Raw genomic sequence first — 17,986 nt, 5'->3', positions numbered from 1 at the left:
AGGGTGGCATGATAAAAATAATACTATTGGTTTTTCTTATTTCCCCATTGTTGGCTCACTCGGCAGACTGGAAATTAGTGGCAACTTCAAGGGATCATGAGGAATATTTTGTAGATTTAGAAACCATTAAAACAGATGAGCAAAAGGGTAGTGCGCAATCTTGGATAAAAGCTATTGAGAGAAGAAATGGTAGTGAATTAGTGCAATCTAAAGCCTTAGTTGAATACGATTGCAGAAACCGAAAATATAGGCTTTTATCACTAACAACATACTCCTATAGTCCCGATGGGGAGGTAAAGACATCTTATGGAAAAGAAGATTATAACTTTAGGCATATTGCCCCTGAAACAATTACCGAAGCCATTATGTTGCAAAGCTGCAAAGTAAGTAGGTTAATCGATGCTTATAATGAAACACAGAGGTCTAAATGAAAACCTTTTATTTTGTGTTAATTCTTACCACTCTGTCCGCATGCAATAATAGCGAAGATTGGGTTTGCAGATCTGGAGTTAATGCCAATGGCGATGCAGTCCAGTACTCGGAAAACATTAAAACAGGTGAGACTGGGGCTTATGAAAAATGTAAGGACTGATAATTAAGAGCCTAAATACACACAATAAAAAAAGCACCCTATGGTGCTTTTTTATTGGCCACATTATTAATAGCTTTAGCCAACTTATCATTTTCCACACCCTCAGACCTCAATTCACTAATAAGGGTTTGCATGCTTTGAGCAACAATAGTTGTGATTAAATTTGCATTTTGTGGATCGAATACCATTGGAGAATCAAAGGATTGCTCTAGGCGATAGACAGCCTCCGCAGTAATAGTTCTGCCATTGTCTAGCGCGGCTTTTTCTATTCTTTCCTTAAGCTCCATTGGTACGCGGAGATTCATTTGCGGGTCATTGCGTGCCATGTATGAAAGAATCCTGTATTGGTATAAAAACATAATATTGCATCACAGTGCTTTACATCAATAAATCACTGTGCTTTAATGTGATCACGGTGCTTTAAGCGGGAGTTAAATATGGCAAGACAAGACCCACAGGTAAACTTTCGGATGCCTAAAAAAACTTTAGAGCGATTTAAGAGTGAAACAATCAAAGATCGCAGAACTATTACAGCTCAGCTAAATATGATCATTGAAGAATGGTTAGATAAGCGAGAAAAAGAGAGTGCGAAAGCATGAAATTAACAGACAACAAAAAAGCCCACCGTCTGGAAAACAAGGGCTTAATTGATGTCATTACTAATGAGAAGTAACTATGTCTAATTTAACACAAAATTTAGTAAAACCAAACGCTAAACCTTTAACGATTGGTGGTTTTTCAATTCGCCAAGATGAAGATGGGCGTTATTGCTTGAATGATCTGCACAAGGCTAGCGGGAATCAGGCTAAACACAAGCCTGCTAACTTCTTACGCGTAGAGCAAACCCAAGAGTTAATAGCAGAGATAGACAGTTCTGCAGATTTACAGGGAGAGGAAACTAGCTTCTCACATATGAGAAGCTGCTTAAAAACTCTTAATGGTGTAGGAACTTTTGCAGCTAAAGAGTTGGTTTACGCTTACGCCATGTGGATTTCTGCAAAATTCCATCTACAGGTGATTCGCGCTTACGACTCGATGGTTGCTAGATTGTTTACTGAAAACTCAAAGCAAACCCTGATCGAGGATAAAACCACTAAGGAAGATCGAGTACCACTCAAAGATGCAGTGAATATGTTGGTTGCTAAATCTAAGTCACTGACCTATTCAGATGCCTACAAATTGGTTCACCAAAAGTTTGGAATCAACCATGTTGATGAGCTAACTATGGATTTGGTTCCTGTGGCTGTTGAATATGTACATAAGCTAATGGGGGAATATCTGCCAAAAGTTGAATACATTGATCCTGAGCTAAAGGCTTTTGAATTACTCGCTGCTGATACTACAAACCGAATTCATGACTGGATATGGAGTCTGCAAGGTGAGATTAAACGCCTAAAAGGAAATATTCCAGATTTTCCAATATTTGACAAAGAGACTATTACAAGAGCAGTTGTTAGTCGTATGACATCAATGAATCGTATGTTATTAACAATAGATAGCCTCACAAATAAACCTCATATTCAGTTTATTCCAAATAATTCATGGATTTTAAGCGATGAAAATATTGCAAAGATAGTTGGTGATCGAGAAGGGCCTAACAAAGAGGTTCTTCCTGATATAATCCAAGCTGCTGCAAGCCGATTGAGAAAATAACCAAGAAACCCGCCAAGTGCGGGTTTTTTAATACCTAATTTACCCAACAAACCGTAATACGTTTAAACCGAACCTGTCAGCAATGGCAGGTTTTTTATTGCCTAAGGAAAAGTTATGGCTTTACAACAAAGTGTGATGAAGGCTTTTGAAAAGGCTGGACTAAGCAAAAATCAGGCGCGCATCATGACTGCCGAGGTGGGGCGTGAAAACTCTTTCGATCCAAGTGTTGTGTTTGGCGCTCACACCGACGACAGTAATAAAAAAACAAACGTTGGTTTGCTGTCTTGGCAGAATGGTCGTGAAGCGCCATTACTTGCAAGACTTAAATCAAAGGGCTTGTATGTAGATGGTAAGATACAGCAAAGTCAGGACTCACTTGATGAAATGGCGAAATATGCTGTTCATGAGATCAATACAAAGCCTGAATACGCAGCAACCAAGAAAACTTTCCTATCTAATCCAGAGGTTGATTACAACGCAGCAACCAAGGTGTTAGGCACAAACTTTATCAAGTGGCGTTACAACGATCCTGAGTACAAATCTGGGCACAAAAATCGAGATGATTTTTACAGACAATTAGGCGGCAACCCAAAGACATGGAATGAAACTAAATCTATGGTCGGTGAAATCATGCCACCTAATCGCAAGCCAGCGCAAAATAGAATCAATCAATTGGTGGCTACTTACGACAAGCAAGTCAAGTCTAGCACAACCAAAAATCAAGTTAATCCACAGCAAAAACAGAATCGTGTGAATAGCTTACTGGCTGCCTTTGATAAACAAAATCCAGCGAGTCAAGCAACTCCAACTGGATTACCTGATTTTGATGGAAATGGCGTGATTCGAGAAGATCAGCCACCACAACCAAAACAACAACAAGCGCCTTTAAGCACAATGGATAAAATTATCGGCGGCACAGAAGCAGGCTTGACGGTTGCAACTGGCATAGTCGGTGGTGTGATTGGTCAGGCTGCGGGTGGTTTTCATGGCATCGCTGAATCTGTTGTTGATGGCACATTTGGTACACAGCAAGGTGCGCAGAATGCCTTGAATCGAGCCACACAGTTTTCTAATGCTCTAACCTATGAGCCAAAAACGGCAGGCGGTCAACGTGCTGTAGGCGCAGTTGGTGAGTTTATTGACGATACTGGTCTTGATACATTGCCGCCTGTCTTGGGTGGTGGTATCGGTACTGCTGCTGCAACTCTAGGGCGTGCATCTGTACCAGTGGCGACCACAGCGGCAAGGGAAGTGGCTCAAGCTGCAAAGCCTGTTGTAGCGCAAGCGGTTGAGCAAGCTAAACGTCCAGTTAATGCTGTTACGGAAGCAGCCAAAAATATCTTTAATCGTGAGAGCGCAAACAATGGTCCAGCGCCTGCAAACATTGGCGCCGCGCAAGTAGATCAGGCGACTATTCGGCAAGCTTTAGCAGCTGATCTGCCTTTCACACCCGAACTCACTAGAGGTCAGATCAGCCGTGACCCTGCTCAGTTAAAGTTTGAAGTTGAGACCGCTAAAAATGCCGAGATGGGCGCACCGCTTCGCCAGCGCTATGAAGATCAGCATTTAGTGATTCAGCAAAACATTGATCACTTTATTGAGTCTACCGATGGCCTGGCAACGAATATGCGTGAAGCTGGTATAGCGGTTGACACTGCACTTCAAAAACAGATGAAAGCCGATAAGAACCGTGTTCGTGTTGCATACAATAAAGCGGATAATTCAGCTGAAGCGCAAACCCCTGTTGATTTAACCACGCCAATTAACAATGGTGGTAATCCAACAACTGTTTTAGATTATTTAAACGCTCAACCCGATCTACCAACCACTCCAATTCTAGCAACAGCCAAAAAGACAGCAGTCAGTCTTGGTATTGCTGAAAAAGGTCCAAATGGCAACCTTGTTTCTAAAAACCCAACCATTAAGCAGATGGAGCAATGGCGAAGTCAAATTAATCAAAACGTAAATGCGGAAGCTCCCAATATTCGTCAAGCTGCAATTTTAAAAGGCATGATTGATGAGCATGTTGGACCAGCTGAAGGTGCGCTTTATAGAGCAGCTAGAGCTGAACGAGTAAGAGTCGCCAAACGTTGGGAGAATACTGCAATTATGCATGATCTAACCAACAAAAAAGCCAATTCAAGTGACCGCATTGTTGCTTTAGAGGACGTTCAGAAGCGGATTGTTCATGATGGCTCACTTGATGATTTGCGTGTAGCTAGAAGAGCATTATTAACCTCTGGAGAAGAAGGCAAACAAGCATGGAAAGACATTCAGGGGCAAACGCTTCAGGAAATCAAAAATGCTGCCACAGCTGGAATTGCTCCAGATGCTAGAGGAAATCAAATGATTAGTCCTGCTGCTTTAAATAAAGCAATCAAGAGGCTGGATGACTCAGGAAAGCTTGATTTTATTTTTGGTCAGCAGGGGGCGGAAAAACTAAGGTCCTTAAATGAGATTTCCAAGACAATCTTCACTGTGCCAGCATCGGCAGCAATCAATCACAGTAACACAGCAGCAACACTATCAGCTGCAATGGATTTGGTTTTATCTGGTATGTCAGGCTTTCCAGCGCCAGTCGCCAGTGCATTACGCCTCTCAACCAAACATATTAAAAATCGGAAAATTCGCAAGCGTGTAGAAGACGCATTAAACCCACGGAGTTAATAGTTATGACCATGTTTTTAGCACCCTACACAGCCATTGCTGATATTGATGGAAGCCCGCTTGATGCGGGTTTCTTGTTTTTTGGGGAGTATGGAAAAGACCCAGAGCTATTTCCAATAGAGGTGTTTTGGGATGCTGATTTTACAGTTCCAGCAGCACAGCCGATTCGTACACGTAATGGTTACCCTGTGCGCAATGGTAGTCCGACCAAGGTTTATTTAAAAACAGCACAGCATTCTATTGTGATTAAAAATAGAAACAGCGCTTTCATTCTTGTTGATTTTAAAAACAAGGGGTGGTCTGCACATCTTGTTGTTGATGAAAGTGGCTTGAGTCAGCAAACTATAAATAGCAATTTAATATCTCTAGCAAATGAAAACTTAAGTCCATATTTCCATAGAACAGACCGAGATGGCATGGATATTGATAGTGATCTTTTGGATCAATTAATATCAGAAGCTTATCAAGTTGGTAAAGCCATAAAATTTAGACCAACAGACGTCTTAAAGTTGACAAGAAGTGCGGTTATACCTAACTTTGGGGTTGAACTACCCGCAATTGTTTGGCTTGAGATAGATTTTAATAATGCTGCAATTGTCCCGCAGGTTGACAACTTAATTTGTTTCAAAGTTTTAGCCGAGGGTGTTGTTTTTAAAAACCCTAGATTTGATAACAGGTTAAATAAACAGAACTGTTGGGCTTACCGAATAGGTGCTGAAAATGACCAAATAGCAGGCGATCCCGCTAATGCACGAATTTCAACAAATAGATTTAAAATCTATAACCCATTGTGCTACGGATTCTACGGCTTCCAATGGGTTAAACCTTCTGCGTCAATTGGCGGGACTATGGTTGATGGTGTAATGCACGGTGGCACTCTAAGTGGCTCATATTATGGCGATGTATTCAACCCTAGAATACATCATACGAATATTGCTTTTTGGTTCGACTATTGCGTAACTCACGACAATCAAAGCACAATTTGGAATATATACAATCCCCAGCACGTAGTTGGAAACTGTATGTTTTTACTTGATAATATTGCTGGATTAAATGTGTTTGGCGGCTCTTATGAGTTTATTGAACATTATGAATCTAGTCCTTTGCTAGAACCTACTGTTATTCGAGTACGTGGTCGTCAGAATGAAAACTCACCATACGCCACGAATAACTGTAACTTCTTCGGTCTGACTGGTGAAAGCTTAACGCGTTTCTACCATGTAGACGATAAAGGCTACTTGGGTGACGCACTTTCGTTAATTAATTGCGTTCCTATTGCTCCAGCTTTACCGTCGATAGGGACAGCAGGTCAGACATCTACCTCTTTTGAGGGTAGTGTTAATGCAGTAACAGCTAATGGCTCAGTACCATCTTTTTTGGCATGGGATAAAGTGAGCAATCGCTCCATTGAGTTATTTGCTTCCGATGTTCCGAAAATTGCTTGTGTTCCAGATGTTCTTGGTATCCCTGATAGATTAAAGACAAGTTCTGGGTCACTTATACTTGGTACACAAGCTGATAAAAACACCGATTATGTTGCTATTGACTACCTTGAACGAGACATGATCTTCAGAAATGCACGTGGTGGTGGTTTTGCTTTTGAACGAAACAACGGTGCCTTTTATTCCCCTGTTGTCTACCCCCGACAAGATGCTGGCTTGGATTTAGGCGCAGCATCTAATAGATGGGGTGCCATTTTTGCTGTAAACGGTGTTATTCAAACATCAGATATTCGACATAAAACGAATATACAAGACATATCAGAGTTGGAAAATAAAGTTGCCCTTAAACTTAAATCTTTAATTAAGAAGTTTAAGTTTAAAGATGCTGTTGCAGATAAAGGGGAAAATGCTCGATACCATATAGGCGTTATTGCTCAAGAGGTTGAAGCGGCATTTGCTGAATTTAACTTGAATGCTTTTGATTACGGAATCCTTTGCTTTGATGAATGGAAAAAAGGTGAATCGAGCATCGCCAGTTCGGATGGCAATATATATTCAGTCCGATATGATGAATTAATGATGTTTATTTTAGCCTCTATGTAGGTAACACAGCAAAAACAAAACAACCCCGATCTTTAATTAGATCAGGGTTTTATTACCAAAATTTAGAGGAATCATCATGCAAGAAAACACGTTACCGTGGGTCATTAAATTGATTCCAGCCACTGTTGGGGCAATTCTTGCTCTTGTGCTAAGTGGGGATATTGATAAAGAGGGAAAGATACAAGTTTCCTTAGGCGTGATTAGCAAGTTCTTATTCAGTGTGTCAGTCAGCCTTTATGGTGGTGCTGCATTCATTGAATACCACGAATTAAACAATTACTCACACATGGCGCAAGGCTTTGTGATGCTTATGTTTGCTGTATTCGGATTGCTGGTCATCGGTATTGTTTATCAATCAATTGCGCTCATGCGCGGCAAGTCGCTGGCAGAAGTCATTGCAGAAGTGAAAGCTGCTTTCGTTGCGATTGTTAGCGTTAAAGGTGGGGAAAATTAATGAACACTAATGATATTAAGAAACTACAAAAGTCCGTTGGTGTGCATGACGATGGCATCATCGGGCGTGGCACCTTGACTGCTGTGTTTAGAAAGCTTGGTGCTAGTCAGTCACGCGCTGAGGAATTAGGATTGGCTGCAAACGTTCATTTTCGCACGTATGGCATTCTTGATAACTCACTTCGCTTGATTCACTTCTTAGCGCAACTTGCACATGAAAGCGGAAACTTCAAATATATGGAAGAAATTGCATCTGGTGCAGCGTATGAGGGGCGAAAGGATTTAGGTAATACACAGGCAGGGGATGGAAAGCGATATAAAGGTCGTGGACCAATTCAATTAACTGGTCGAGCAAACTATCGCAAATACGGTCAACAGCTCGGCATAGACTTTGAAAACAATCCTGAGATTGTAGCAATCCCAAGTGTCGGCTTATTGGTCGCTTGCAAATTTTGGTCTGACAATGGCTTGAACACATTAGCAGATCAAGATGATTTAAGAGCGATTACACGTCGCATTAATGGCGGCTATAACGGCTTTGAAGATCGGAAAGCGCAATTAGCAAAACTGAAAAGCTGGGTGTAATTAAAACAGCCCTCAAGTGAGGGCTGTTCTTCAAATTATGCAGTAATTTCCTTTAAGCGCTCAATCATAAATTCTTCATCAAGATCGAAAGATTTAGCGAGTTTTAAGTTGTTTTGATATGAAATTGCACAATCTTCAGCAATGGATAAGTCGAGATTGCCGCTCAAGTCACGTACACAAATTTGAAAATCCAAAGCATCTTTAATAGTGCGCATGTCTGTAAAGCTATCGTTTGGATATTCTTTGCTTAATTTCACATATTCAGATTTATAAGACTTTGCGGCAGCTTGAATCTGATCATCGCTCATTGCGTTTAAGTATTCTGCAAAAGCATCATTAATGACAACTTTGCCTTTTCTTTGCATCTCTTGAACCACAATCACATGCTTTTGTTCAGACAACTCAAGAATACCGCCTTTTATTGCAAGCAATCTGCTATTGAGAATACGTTGAATATCAGACCATACACCAACTGGAATGGGCTTTTTACCACTCATCCAGTCTGTAATAGTCGGTCTTGCCACTGGCAAGCTATCGGCTAGATCGGCTTTCCATGTTTTTCCAAATGCAGCAATGCCCAGTTTCTTAAGTAACTCGATTTGATTAATCATCTTAAAATTCCAAAAAAGTAGGCTCATTTCTGAGCCTTTTTCATTATTTAGAGTAGTGAGCTACCAACTCTTCAACCCTGTTAAAGACAGCATTCGGGCAACCGCCTGCAAGTGTCATGTCATAAATCGCCTGCATTACGGCTTTTGCAGCTTTGCTGCGTTTACTGTAATCTTTGAATGCTTGCTGTGCGAGTTCAGCAGCTTGAATTTTGCTAAGAAAATCAACTGATTCTAGGTTTGCAATCATTGTTTGAGTAAGTGTATTCATTTTTAAAGCCCTTTGCTTTTTGACTGAGACCCTTTGTCTCTGTCTATGAGTTAATATTAGACTAACTATAATTAGTCGTCAATATAAATTTATGATTATTTTTATTCTGTCGATGAACGGTATTAAAACAACTATGCCACACCGCCCACCCAGGATAGCTCCTGAAAATCTCCCCGTTCTTTATCGTGTGCTCAATATAGAAGTAGACCCATGTTTTCATTTTTTGTTTCTCCAACTATCAACAATATCAGCCCAGTCTTGCATCATTTCAATGAATCTAAATAATCAGACCATGCCTGCATCATCACTGTGCGCTCTTCTAGGTACTTTGTGCGGTTGTAAGCCCTGCCATGCATGTCTTTAACCTGATGCGCCAATTGCTGCTCTATACGCTCAATAGGGAAGCGCAGAACCTCATCTAACAATGTTCGTGCTGTGGCTCTCATACCATGGCCTGTGGTTTCGCCATTTTCAAAACCAAACTGCTTTAAACGTTTATTAATTGTTGAGTCGCTGATAACACTATTTTTTGTTCGATGAGAAGCAAAACAATATTTATGGTTTCCAGTAATAATATGCAATTCTTTAAAGAATGCTAAAACTTGAGTTGATAGCGGAACAATATGCTCCAAAGCGGTTTGATTTTCGGTTTTAGGTGGGGTGTAGGTCCAGACGGCTTTATCAAAGTTTACATCACTCCATTTTGCATGTCGCAATTCACCAGGTCGAACAAAAACATGGGGCAATATCTTTAGAGCATAATTAACAACAATGTCGCCACGGTTCCAAGTTTTATCAATATCATTTAGTAGGGCTCCAAACTTTTCAGCATCAGTGATAGCAGAACGATGCCTAGTCTTACCTGTTTTTAAAATACCTGATATTTGATCTGCAATATTGAATTGACACAAGCCCAGAGCAATTGCATACCTGAACACCTGAGAAGCCTTGCTTCGCATTCTACGAGCCGAATCAGTCTTACCTTGGCTTTCATATATACGACATGCATCAAGTATCTGGGTGGCTGTAATTTCGGTAATAGGGGTGCTCCCTATGCACATATAAAGCTTATCCCAAACAAAACTATTTCTTCTTTGTGTAGATTCTTCCAGTTCTTCAGTCTTTCTAAATTCTTCAGCAATTGCCTTAAAAGTATTATTTTTGGAAAAGCGTAAATTTTCCTGATCTCGCTTTTTCTCAACTGACGGATCAATATTCTGAGCAATAAGCTTTTTGCACTCAGCTCTTTTATCTCTGGCATCAGCAAGTGACAATTCAGGATAGGTGCCAAATGACATACTGTTTCTTTTTTTAATTATTGGACGGGTGTAGTCGAACCTCCAGTATGAGCTGCCATTTTTACCAATAATTAAATACAAACCATCACCATCAGAAAGTTTTATTGCTGCTTTTTCGCTCATTTTTTTATGAGAACTTATCGCGGATCGAATTCGACTATCTGTAAGACTGATAACTTGTTTTGGCATCTTTACGGTAACTTTTTTGAGTAATTTGTTGCTTACCGCAAGGCTTACCGTATTGATTGCGGTAATAGTTGAGAAAGCATGAGAAGAATTGATAATAAATTAAATTAAGAATTGTTGTATTGCAATGCTTTTGAGAAGTTATGAGAAGCCATGAAAAAAGAATCTGGTGCGCTCAGCGGGACTCGAACCCACGCCGCAGGCTTCGGAGACCTGTACTCTATCCAGTTGAGCTATGAGCGCGTGCGAGCCACATCATAGGCAAAAAAAGCACATAGGTAAAGTATATAACTTCGCTTAAGGCCGTTATTGTTTATTAAAACAACGATTTCTGCTTTTATTCAGCCATTTTTACAAAATCAGCATGATAAATGCTGAACTGAATAATTAATCAGTTTTAGCGTTTGATTCAGTTGGGTTGGTGGAATACGGGATTCCTGTAATGAGGTAATCCATTGCATTTGACACGCTTTCAATTGTTGTAGCGTTTTAATGGACTGAACTTTTTGTACCAGTGGACGAGCCATCAAGCCGCAATAGGTGGTTAAGGTCTGAATCATCACTTGCTGAATTTCAACAAAAGCGAGTTTTTCCAGTGAAATATTTTCTGGTTGAATCTGCTGGACAGGAACAGTATTGATTTCAGATACTTCTTTTATAGCGGATGTTTCTGAACTGTTCACTTCGTTGACTTGAACACTTAAATCTTCTTTTATTTCATTTTTTACTGGGGGTTGCGTAGCTTGCTGCGCCAATAAACCCATATCAATCAGTTGTTGCACCAGTTCTGTCGGGGCAATTTTTTGTTTATAGTCATGGTTTAGGTCCTGAAAGTCTTCGTGATCAATCAGTAACAATAAACGGCGTTGACGTGCGGTCAGCTCAATATTGCGTTGCTGCAACGCATTTTGCCCAAGTTCCGTTTTAAAAAAATGTGACATTTCTGAATCTCCCCCAGCCAAGAACTAGATGGAGATTAAGATACGGTGAATAGATGACAATAATGTTAACAATTTATTAAATATCATTGTCTTGTTTGGAGTAAGTGGAAAATAATCTAACAGTGCGACACGTTATGGAGTATTTGGCTCACTGAGTTTCCAGTGCCTTGCGTAAATAAGGGTCAAGATCATCCTGACGTAGTAACCATTGAATATAGTCGGTAGGCAGGTCCTGAATGGCAGTACCCTTATGTTTGCCGAAAGTGATGCTCTTTGGAATACGAGCTTCTTCTGAAGCAATATAAAGTTGTTCAATATCCTGAATATTGAGGCGGTGAATGATGTGCATCAGGATATTGGCTGTCAGGATAATATCGGCATCGGCTCGGTGCGCACCCTTAAGCATTTCCCGCGCCTTGTCACTGCCTTTTGAAATTAAATAAATCAGGGCTGAAATATTGTGTGCTTCCGCATCTTCCCAAACATGGCGGGCCAGGGCAAGGGTGCAGATTGGTTTCAGTTTGGATGTATCAACCCCGCAGCGTGCGATTGCGGCAATATCATAATCCACATTATGTCCAATAATATAGCTCGTCTGTTCTGGTAGCTGGAATTCACGGTAATTGGGCTGATCGACCAAATCTGATTCCAGAATATGGTGTACGGCCATTGCCGCATAGGAAATGGGTTGATTGACCTGATAAAGCTGATCAAAGATTTGGCTCTTATCCAGACTTAATTTTCCACTTTCAATTTTAATCGGCGCATAGGCGATTTCGATTGGCAAACCATTCAGTGTATGTGTCTCAGTATCCAGAATAATGGCTTGCATGAAGTGGTCCTATATGAAGTCTAGAATTTTATTATCTTACAAGAAATTTATTTATTGTGCCGTCAAATAATCGCTGTTTGAGCCCAGCCTAAAATGCTGGTTCAGTATTCGTAAAACTTTGAATGGTGGTTTGAGATTTACCCAAAGACTTTGACTCATACATGAGCTGGTCTGCGATTTTGCTCGCATCCTCAAGATTTTCAGGTAGTTCAGTCAAGATTGCTAAACCCATACTAAAGTCCACGCGGTATTGTTGTTTTAAACCACTTTCCTGAAATAATGCTCTAATACGCTGGTCACAGTGATTTGCCTGAGTGTCATTGACTGCCTTGACGCCATCAAGGTCAATGATGCCCAACACGACGAGTATGAGTAAAATCAATAAACGTCGTAGGTTGGTATTTCATGCGAATAATCGTTCTAAGGTCTTTTCCATTACATTGTTATAAATGATTACACATTAAAACGGAAGTGCAATACGTCGCCATCCTGAACAATATAGGTTTTGCCTTCCAAACGCCATTTACCCGCTTCTTTCGCACCGTTTTCACCGTTGTATTGAATGAAGTCATCATATGCAATACATTCAGCACGGATAAAGCCTTTTTCAAAGTCAGTATGAATCACACCTGCCGCCTGTGGCGCTGTGGCACCCACTTTAACGGTCCATGCACGAACTTCCTGCACACCTGCAGTAAAGTAGGTTTGTAGACCAAGTAATTTATAACCCGCACGGATCACCACGTTTAAGCCTGGCTCTTCCATTCCCATCGCTTCCAGAAATTCAGCACGGTCTTCATCTTCCAGTAATGAAATTTCAGCTTCGATCTGGTTGCAAAGTGGAACAACAATCGCATTTTCCTCAGCAGCCAATTTTTTTACGGCGTCAAGATGTGGATTGTTTTCAAAACCATCTTCCGCCACATTGGCAATGTACATGGTTGGTTTGAGTGTCATTAAACCAAAACCACGGACTGCCTTACGCTCATCATCAGAAAGGTCTGCTGCACGTGCTGGCTTACCTTCATCCAGTAAAGGCTGGATTTTTTCCAAAGCTGCCTTGGTTGCAATGGCATCTTTGTCACCACCTTTTGCTGCTTTGGTTAAGCGTAACAATGCTTTAGCAACAGTATCAAGGTCAGCCAGTGCAAGTTCAGTGTTGATGGTGGCAATGTCATCCAACGGGTCAATTTTACCATTCACGTGAATGACGTTTTCATCTTCAAAGCAACGCACCACATGGGCAATCGCATCCGTCTCACGGATGTTGGCAAGGAACTGGTTACCGAGGCCTTCACCTTTGGATGCGCCCGCAACCAGTCCTGCAATGTCAACAAATTCCATGGTGGTTGGCAGAATACGCTGAGGTTTTACAATCGCCGCAAGTTTGTCCAGACGTGCATCTGGTACAGGTACAATCCCTGTATTGGGTTCAATGGTACAGAACGGAAAGTTTTCAGCAGCAATGGCTGCCTTTGTTAATGCATTAAATAATGTAGATTTACCTACGTTTGGCAGACCAACAATACCGCAATTAAAACCCATGAAACCACTCACAAATGTGTTATTTAAAAAATTGCTGCTGATTTTACATGAAAGCCATGACAAAGTCAGGTCATGGCTGGAATGAAAAGTCGATCTCGCCCAAATTACAGGAGATAGGAAAAAAATGACATTGTAATCATTCATTTTTACTTCTAAAGTATGGCAAACCTTAGGTTTGAACGAATAGAAAAATAAATTTGGAGAATTTATGCGGGTTTTATACCAATTTCCTTTGTCTCATTATTGTGAAAAAGCTCGCTGGTTGTTGGATCATAAGGAATTGGACTATGTGGCACATAATTTAATTCCTGGTTTTCATCGTGCGTTTACCTATTTCAAGTCAGGGCAATACCTATTGCCAATGCTGAAAGATGGTAAACGCTGGATTGCTGATTCGACCCAAATCGCCTTATATCTGGATGCAACCTATCCTGAACATACACTGTTAAGACGGGATGAGCAATTGCGTGATCAGGCGCTGCAAATTGATAAACTGGCAAATGAGCTGGGTATCCATGTACGCCGCTGGTCACTGGCACAGGCACTTTTAGTGGGTGATCATCCGCTTGAAATCATGATGGGTGAACAAGGCTATTTACGCCAGTTTGAGAAGATTTCTAAACCAATTCTGAAAAGTCTGGTCTCAACCAACTATAAGCTTAATCCCGAAAAAGTCGCTAAATCCAAAATTCGCATGACAGAGATAATCGCCGATTTAAATCAGCGTCTGGTTGATAATCAGGGGCGTTACTTGGTGGGGGATCGTCTGGGTTTGGCTGATATTTCGGTCTGTTCAGTCCTTGCACCCTTGCTGGTGATCAAGGGAACACCGTGGGAACTGGAAAATGATGATATTGAACAGTTCTCAGACGAATTAAAGCAGTATCACGACTATTTACTGGATTTACCACTTGGACAATATGCACAGCGTATTTATGCCACTGAGCGTAATGCCCGTGTTGATTGGCGAGGGATGTAAATTTTCCGCTATACATCAGCCCTAAAATGTTTAGGGCTTTTTTATGAGAAAAAAATAGACATCTTTCACAAGATATAAGAAAAAATGATTAATGAGTTTAATATCTAAAAGAAAATTCCTTTTTTTAATTAAAAATTGGAATTTATTTCCAAAATTGCTTTAAAAAAAATGAAAAGAGGGAAATAATTATGAAAGAGCTTTGCTATCTTATGTTTCAGGGTGAGGAACGATAAGTTCCGCAAGGGAATCGAAACCAGTTGTTCAACTTTTGGGAGACAGTTGAACCGTGATTTAAAAAGTTTGGTTTCGAGCTTGAGACAAAGATAAGCCAAAAGTTTATCGGAATAGTGTCTACATTATCTATGTAGTATGGTCAAAAGTTAAACGTATGTTTTTCCCTTGATCCCCCCAAAAATTACACATAAGAGAACAGTTCCGATGCCACCTAATTTTAGACTGAGGACTGTACAATGGAATTAGATCGTTTTGATAAACAGATTCTGGAAATTTTGACCCATGAAGATGTCAATCTAAATGAGCTTTCAGAGCGTATTAATCTCTCAGTGAGTTCAGTACACCGTCGGATCAAGAACCTGATTGAATCTCAGGTGATGGGACAGCTCAAACGGGAAATTAATTTTAATAAGCTCGGCTTTAGCTTACATATTCTTTTACAAGTTTCATTGAGCAAGCATGATAGTGAAACCTTTGATAAATTCCTGCAAGAAATTGAAGATATTCCAGAAGTCACCAATGCCTTTTTAGTGACAGGGCAGAGTGCAGATTTTATTCTGGAACTGGTGGCTCGCAATATGGATGACTACAGTGAAATCCTGTTACGCCGTATTGGCAAGATTGACAGCGTGGTTGCACTACATTCAAGCTTTGTGATTAAGGAATATAACGTATTTAACTGCTATAAGCTTTTGAATAAGCTATAAAAAAATGCATCCAAAAAGATGCATTTTTTATTCATCTGAGTGGTTTAGACATCAAGCTGCGCTAAAACATCTTCAGAGAACTCAACGTTGGTATAAACGTTTTGAACATCATCTAGATCTTCAAACATATCAATCATTTTCATGATTTGCTTGGCTTGATCAATATCTGTGATTTCAGCTTTGGTTGATGGGCTCATGACCACTTCTGCATTGTCGGACTTTAGACCCGCAGCATTCAAGGCATCTTGTACATCACCAAAACTTTCTGGCGTGGTAATAACCAGGATGCCATCTTCAGAAACTTCGATGTCTTCTGCACCAGCTTCCAGCGCCACATCCATGATTTTGTCTTCTAAAGACACATCTTCAAAGCTAATTTCACCGCGTTTGGTAAACAAATAAGCCACTGAACCCGATGTGCCTAGGTTACCATTATTTTTTGAGAAGCAATGACGGACGTCTGGCACAGTACGGTTCAGGTTATCTGTCATGGTTTCAACCAGAACGGCAACACCACCCACACCATAACCTTCATAAGTGACTTCGTTTAAATCTTCATTGTCTTCGCCACCTGCACCGCGCTGAACAGCTCGGTTGATTGCATCACGCGTCATATTCACTGAAAGTGCTTTTTCAATCACTGCACGCAGACGGGGATTGCTGGCTGGATCGCCACCGCCTAGTTTCGCTGCTGTAACGATTTCACGAATATATTTAGTAAAGACTTTAGCACGGCTGGCATCTTGTTTTGCTTTACGATGCTTTGTGTTGGCCCATTTAGAATGACCTGCCATGGAAATAACTCCAAAAATTAAAACTTAAAAAAGTGCAGGAATATTAGCATAGCGATGGTTTTGTTGAAAACAACCGTATTTGATATTCCAAATTTAAAATTGGCCTGATGATCTTAACGTGAACAGAACAAACGCTATTGAATTTTCACATCGATGCCATATTCGGCATACAAGGTTTTGATTTTTTCTAAATCCTGCTGCAAGTCGGTTGGATAAATTTTACCTAAAATACCGCCTTGCCTGGTTTTTGCATTGGCGTACATCAGGATGATGGGTACATTGGCTGCCTTGGCAATATGCCAGAAACCAGTCCGAATTGGCTTGCGTTCTTCGCCATCTTTGGCACGTGTTGCCTCAGGTGCAATCACAAGGTTGAAATGATCATTTTGATTAAACAACTCAACCATTTGTGTGACAATATCTTTGCTGGCCTTGCGGTCAACAGGGATGCCACCAAGCTTTTCCAGAATCGTTTTAAGAGGGCCTTTAAACAGTTCTTTTTTGATAAGCGTATGGATTTTAAGCTCTAAAATTTCAAATAGTGCAAGTGACAGGATGGTGTCCAGATTTGAGGTGTGTTCAAAGCCAATAATAACTTGTTTGTTTTCTAAAATGGCTGGATTGACATTATATGTCCAACCCGTTGCTTTAAAAATAGATTTTCCTAAGAATTTTTTCATGGCAGAAATACATGACAAATGAATGATGAATGGCAGCAGTGTAATGCGAGTTTTTTAGAAAATACATATCCTAAAATTCCACACTAAAAAGAAATTTGGATGTTTCTTAATTAATCAAAATATGCAGATATTATCTTTACTCAAGATGCAGAGATCAGATAGAATCAGCGCAGTTTTTGGTTTTACTTCGTTTTTTAGCGACTTGATAAAATCATCTGCTTGTAAGTTAAATTTAATTAAGATCTAGTCGCATTTTTCATATCAAGTATATGATCAAAGTTTAGGGCCTATAGCTCAGTTGGTTAGAGCAGCGGACTCATAATCCGTTGGTCGACAGTTCAAGTCTGTCTGGGCCCACCATATATCGAACCTCGTAACTATATTTGATGTTCATCAAAACCAAATTATCGACTGTAAAAATCAATTGATTTTCAGCAAAAAATCAGTATCTTGCAAAATATTTATGCAACAAAGCCACTGAAACCGTAAACTAGAGAAAAATCACAAAAAATTCATGATCGTATTGTTATGCTTTTAATCAGATCAAACTCCTTTTGAAGCTATTTTATGTGAGTATAGCTTAAATGAAGCGGCGGTGATCCGCTTGATGCGGCAAAATATGAAAATTAGTAGCTTTAAAATGTGGCGTGCACGCGTGACTGGTCGAAAAACCAAACATCTGCAGCTGCGTTCAACTGATGTGATACGAGCCTATTGTTCAGGCCAATACAAGCGTTTCTAAGTATTTGATTTTTATAAGCGTCTGGACTCACGTTTACATCGTTCAGAACAATATCGTACTTCTGCCCAGCAGCCGTGCCATTTTTTTGCGCCAAGTAAAAGATCGCAAATAATGCGCACAGATTTTCTCAGGGAGATATTGTTTTTTCATCGTTTATAACTCATTGATCTGGCT

20 protein-coding genes, 2 tRNA genes and 1 pseudogene are annotated in these 17,986 nt (G+C 40.3%); 11 read left to right on the top strand and 12 right to left on the bottom strand.

What is annotated here, in order from left to right:
• Nucleotides 1-8 precede the first annotated feature (8 nt).
• Complete coding sequence (locus F972_RS07780; RefSeq protein ID WP_004769427.1) at nt 9-431, top strand: surface-adhesin E family protein; 423 nt, start codon at nt 9-11, stop codon at nt 429-431.
• 199 nt (nt 432-630) lie between these two features.
• On the opposite strand, the gene F972_RS07775 is transcribed toward F972_RS07780, so the two are convergent.
• Nucleotides 631-918, bottom strand: a complete 288-nt coding sequence (locus F972_RS07775; RefSeq protein WP_004769425.1) for an Arc family DNA-binding protein — start codon at nt 916-918, stop codon at nt 631-633.
• A gap of 111 nt (nt 919-1,029) precedes the next feature.
• On the opposite strand from F972_RS07775, the gene F972_RS07770 reads away from it, so the two are divergent.
• The 6 genes from F972_RS07770 (at nt 1,030) to F972_RS07745 (ending at nt 7,995) form a co-directional block, all read left to right on the top strand.
• On the top strand, nt 1,030-1,191 hold the full coding sequence (locus tag F972_RS07770; protein ID WP_004769424.1) for a hypothetical protein: 162 nt from the start codon (nt 1,030-1,032) through the stop codon (nt 1,189-1,191).
• 76 nt (nt 1,192-1,267) lie between these two features.
• Complete coding sequence (locus tag F972_RS15860) at nt 1,268-2,245, top strand: KilA-N domain-containing protein (RefSeq protein WP_004769423.1); 978 nt, start codon at nt 1,268-1,270, stop codon at nt 2,243-2,245.
• Nucleotides 2,246-2,359: 114 nt separating this feature from the next.
• Nucleotides 2,360-4,912, top strand: a complete 2,553-nt coding sequence (locus F972_RS07760) for a phage tail tip lysozyme (RefSeq protein ID WP_004769422.1) — start codon at nt 2,360-2,362, stop codon at nt 4,910-4,912.
• A gap of 5 nt (nt 4,913-4,917) precedes the next feature.
• Nucleotides 4,918-6,957: a tail fiber domain-containing protein gene (locus F972_RS07755; RefSeq protein ID WP_004769421.1), complete on the top strand. Its 2,040-nt coding sequence runs from the start codon at nt 4,918-4,920 to the stop codon at nt 6,955-6,957.
• A 76-nt stretch (nt 6,958-7,033) separates the two neighbouring features.
• Nucleotides 7,034-7,411 carry a hypothetical protein gene (locus tag F972_RS07750; RefSeq protein ID WP_004769420.1) on the top strand — a complete coding sequence of 126 codons (378 nt, stop codon included), beginning with the start codon at nt 7,034-7,036 and terminating at the stop codon, nt 7,409-7,411.
• Complete coding sequence (locus F972_RS07745; protein WP_004769419.1) at nt 7,411-7,995, top strand: glycoside hydrolase family 19 protein; 585 nt, start codon at nt 7,411-7,413, stop codon at nt 7,993-7,995. The genes F972_RS07750 and F972_RS07745 overlap by 1 nt, the downstream gene beginning before the upstream one ends.
• A 35-nt stretch (nt 7,996-8,030) precedes the next feature.
• Here F972_RS07745 and F972_RS07740 read toward each other — a convergent pair whose 3' ends face one another.
• The 8 genes from F972_RS07740 to ychF form a co-directional block, all read right to left on the bottom strand.
• Nucleotides 8,031-8,606 carry a hypothetical protein gene (locus tag F972_RS07740; protein ID WP_228127132.1) on the bottom strand — a complete coding sequence of 192 codons (576 nt, stop codon included), beginning with the start codon at nt 8,604-8,606 and terminating at the stop codon, nt 8,031-8,033.
• Nucleotides 8,607-8,649: 43 nt separating this feature from the next.
• Nucleotides 8,650-8,874, bottom strand: coding sequence for a hypothetical protein (locus F972_RS07735; protein WP_004757557.1), 225 nt, complete (start codon nt 8,872-8,874; stop codon nt 8,650-8,652).
• 263 nt (nt 8,875-9,137) lie between these two features.
• The gene (locus F972_RS07730) at nt 9,138-10,361 is read right to left on the bottom strand and encodes a tyrosine-type recombinase/integrase (protein WP_004769418.1); all 1,224 of its coding nucleotides are present in this window, start codon (nt 10,359-10,361) and stop codon (nt 9,138-9,140) included.
• Nucleotides 10,362-10,525: 164 nt separating this feature from the next.
• Nucleotides 10,526-10,601, bottom strand: a tRNA-Arg gene (locus F972_RS07725).
• A gap of 116 nt (nt 10,602-10,717) precedes the next feature.
• Nucleotides 10,718-11,299: a hypothetical protein gene (locus F972_RS07720; protein ID WP_004679669.1), complete on the bottom strand. Its 582-nt coding sequence runs from the start codon at nt 11,297-11,299 to the stop codon at nt 10,718-10,720.
• 148 nt (nt 11,300-11,447) lie between these two features.
• The gene (locus tag F972_RS07715) at nt 11,448-12,131 is read right to left on the bottom strand and encodes a 3'-5' exonuclease (RefSeq protein ID WP_004682309.1); all 684 of its coding nucleotides are present in this window, start codon (nt 12,129-12,131) and stop codon (nt 11,448-11,450) included.
• Between the two features lie 88 nt (nt 12,132-12,219).
• Entirely contained in the window at nt 12,220-12,513 is a 294-nt protein-coding gene (locus tag F972_RS07710) for a nucleotidyl cyclase domain-containing protein (protein ID WP_228127135.1), read from the bottom strand.
• Nucleotides 12,514-12,584: 71 nt separating this feature from the next.
• A complete protein-coding gene (ychF, locus tag F972_RS07705; protein WP_004679664.1) occupies nt 12,585-13,676 on the bottom strand; it encodes a redox-regulated ATPase YchF in 1,092 nt (363 codons plus the stop codon).
• Nucleotides 13,677-13,884: 208 nt separating this feature from the next.
• Between ychF and F972_RS07700 the strand changes: the two genes are divergently transcribed.
• Both F972_RS07700 and F972_RS07695 read left to right on the top strand, forming a co-directional pair.
• Nucleotides 13,885-14,655 carry a glutathione S-transferase family protein gene (locus tag F972_RS07700; RefSeq protein ID WP_004682306.1) on the top strand — a complete coding sequence of 257 codons (771 nt, stop codon included), beginning with the start codon at nt 13,885-13,887 and terminating at the stop codon, nt 14,653-14,655.
• A 470-nt stretch (nt 14,656-15,125) separates the two neighbouring features.
• A complete protein-coding gene (locus tag F972_RS07695) occupies nt 15,126-15,596 on the top strand; it encodes an Lrp/AsnC family transcriptional regulator (RefSeq protein ID WP_004661600.1) in 471 nt (156 codons plus the stop codon).
• Nucleotides 15,597-15,640: 44 nt separating this feature from the next.
• Here the strand turns inward: F972_RS07695 and F972_RS07690 are convergent, their stop codons facing one another.
• Together F972_RS07690 and F972_RS07685 are read right to left on the bottom strand one after the other, a co-directional pair.
• On the bottom strand, nt 15,641-16,390 hold the full coding sequence (locus F972_RS07690) for a YebC/PmpR family DNA-binding transcriptional regulator (protein ID WP_004682305.1): 750 nt from the start codon (nt 16,388-16,390) through the stop codon (nt 15,641-15,643).
• A gap of 134 nt (nt 16,391-16,524) precedes the next feature.
• Nucleotides 16,525-17,070 (bottom strand): 1-acyl-sn-glycerol-3-phosphate acyltransferase, encoded by a 546-nt coding sequence (locus F972_RS07685; protein WP_004682304.1) that lies wholly within the window; start codon nt 17,068-17,070, stop codon nt 16,525-16,527.
• A 283-nt stretch (nt 17,071-17,353) separates the two neighbouring features.
• On the opposite strand from F972_RS07685, the gene F972_RS07680 reads away from it, so the two are divergent.
• Both F972_RS07680 and F972_RS07675 read left to right on the top strand, forming a co-directional pair.
• Nucleotides 17,354-17,430: transfer RNA gene (locus F972_RS07680), tRNA-Ile, on the top strand.
• A gap of 181 nt (nt 17,431-17,611) precedes the next feature.
• A pseudogene (locus tag F972_RS07675) lies at nt 17,612-17,812 on the top strand (TIGR03643 family protein); the annotation flags it as partial.
• Between the two features lie 11 nt (nt 17,813-17,823).
• Here F972_RS07675 and F972_RS15320 read toward each other — a convergent pair.
• Nucleotides 17,824-17,931 carry a DUF2256 domain-containing protein gene (locus F972_RS15320; RefSeq protein ID WP_249399895.1) on the bottom strand — a complete coding sequence of 36 codons (108 nt, stop codon included), beginning with the start codon at nt 17,929-17,931 and terminating at the stop codon, nt 17,824-17,826.
• Between the last annotated feature and the right edge of the window lie 55 nt (nt 17,932-17,986).

The sequence above is a fragment of the Acinetobacter sp. CIP 102529 genome, assembly GCF_000368325.1.
GTDB classification, from domain to species: Bacteria; Pseudomonadota; Gammaproteobacteria; order Pseudomonadales; family Moraxellaceae; genus Acinetobacter; species Acinetobacter parvus.
Note: the sequence above shows the minus strand (reverse complement) of the source record. Positions and strands in the feature narration are given on the sequence as shown.

Excerpts from the sequence above, each read along its gene's own strand:
- F972_RS07735 (WP_004757557.1), bottom strand. The coding sequence starts at position 8,874 with ATGAATACACTTACTCAAACAATGATTGCAAACCTAGAATCAGTTGAT.
- F972_RS07780 (WP_004769427.1), top strand. The coding sequence starts at position 9 with ATGATAAAAATAATACTATTGGTTTTTCTTATTTCCCCATTGTTGGCT.
- F972_RS07750 (WP_004769420.1), top strand. The coding sequence starts at position 7,034 with ATGCAAGAAAACACGTTACCGTGGGTCATTAAATTGATTCCAGCCACT.
- F972_RS07755 (WP_004769421.1), top strand. The coding sequence starts at position 4,918 with ATGACCATGTTTTTAGCACCCTACACAGCCATTGCTGATATTGATGGA.
- F972_RS07700 (WP_004682306.1), top strand. The coding sequence starts at position 13,885 with ATGCGGGTTTTATACCAATTTCCTTTGTCTCATTATTGTGAAAAAGCT.
- F972_RS07745 (WP_004769419.1), top strand. The coding sequence starts at position 7,411 with ATGAACACTAATGATATTAAGAAACTACAAAAGTCCGTTGGTGTGCAT.
- F972_RS07760 (WP_004769422.1), top strand. The coding sequence starts at position 2,360 with ATGGCTTTACAACAAAGTGTGATGAAGGCTTTTGAAAAGGCTGGACTA.
- F972_RS15860 (WP_004769423.1), top strand. The coding sequence starts at position 1,268 with ATGTCTAATTTAACACAAAATTTAGTAAAACCAAACGCTAAACCTTTA.
- F972_RS07730 (WP_004769418.1), bottom strand. The coding sequence starts at position 10,361 with ATGCCAAAACAAGTTATCAGTCTTACAGATAGTCGAATTCGATCCGCG.
- F972_RS07715 (WP_004682309.1), bottom strand. The coding sequence starts at position 12,131 with ATGCAAGCCATTATTCTGGATACTGAGACACATACACTGAATGGTTTG.
- F972_RS07690 (WP_004682305.1), bottom strand. The coding sequence starts at position 16,390 with ATGGCAGGTCATTCTAAATGGGCCAACACAAAGCATCGTAAAGCAAAA.
- F972_RS07770 (WP_004769424.1), top strand. The coding sequence starts at position 1,030 with ATGGCAAGACAAGACCCACAGGTAAACTTTCGGATGCCTAAAAAAACT.
- F972_RS07695 (WP_004661600.1), top strand. The coding sequence starts at position 15,126 with ATGGAATTAGATCGTTTTGATAAACAGATTCTGGAAATTTTGACCCAT.
- F972_RS07775 (WP_004769425.1), bottom strand. The coding sequence starts at position 918 with ATGGCACGCAATGACCCGCAAATGAATCTCCGCGTACCAATGGAGCTT.
- F972_RS07720 (WP_004679669.1), bottom strand. The coding sequence starts at position 11,299 with ATGTCACATTTTTTTAAAACGGAACTTGGGCAAAATGCGTTGCAGCAA.
- ychF (WP_004679664.1), bottom strand. The coding sequence starts at position 13,676 with ATGGGTTTTAATTGCGGTATTGTTGGTCTGCCAAACGTAGGTAAATCT.
- F972_RS07685 (WP_004682304.1), bottom strand. The coding sequence starts at position 17,070 with ATGAAAAAATTCTTAGGAAAATCTATTTTTAAAGCAACGGGTTGGACA.
- F972_RS07740 (WP_228127132.1), bottom strand. The coding sequence starts at position 8,606 with ATGATTAATCAAATCGAGTTACTTAAGAAACTGGGCATTGCTGCATTT.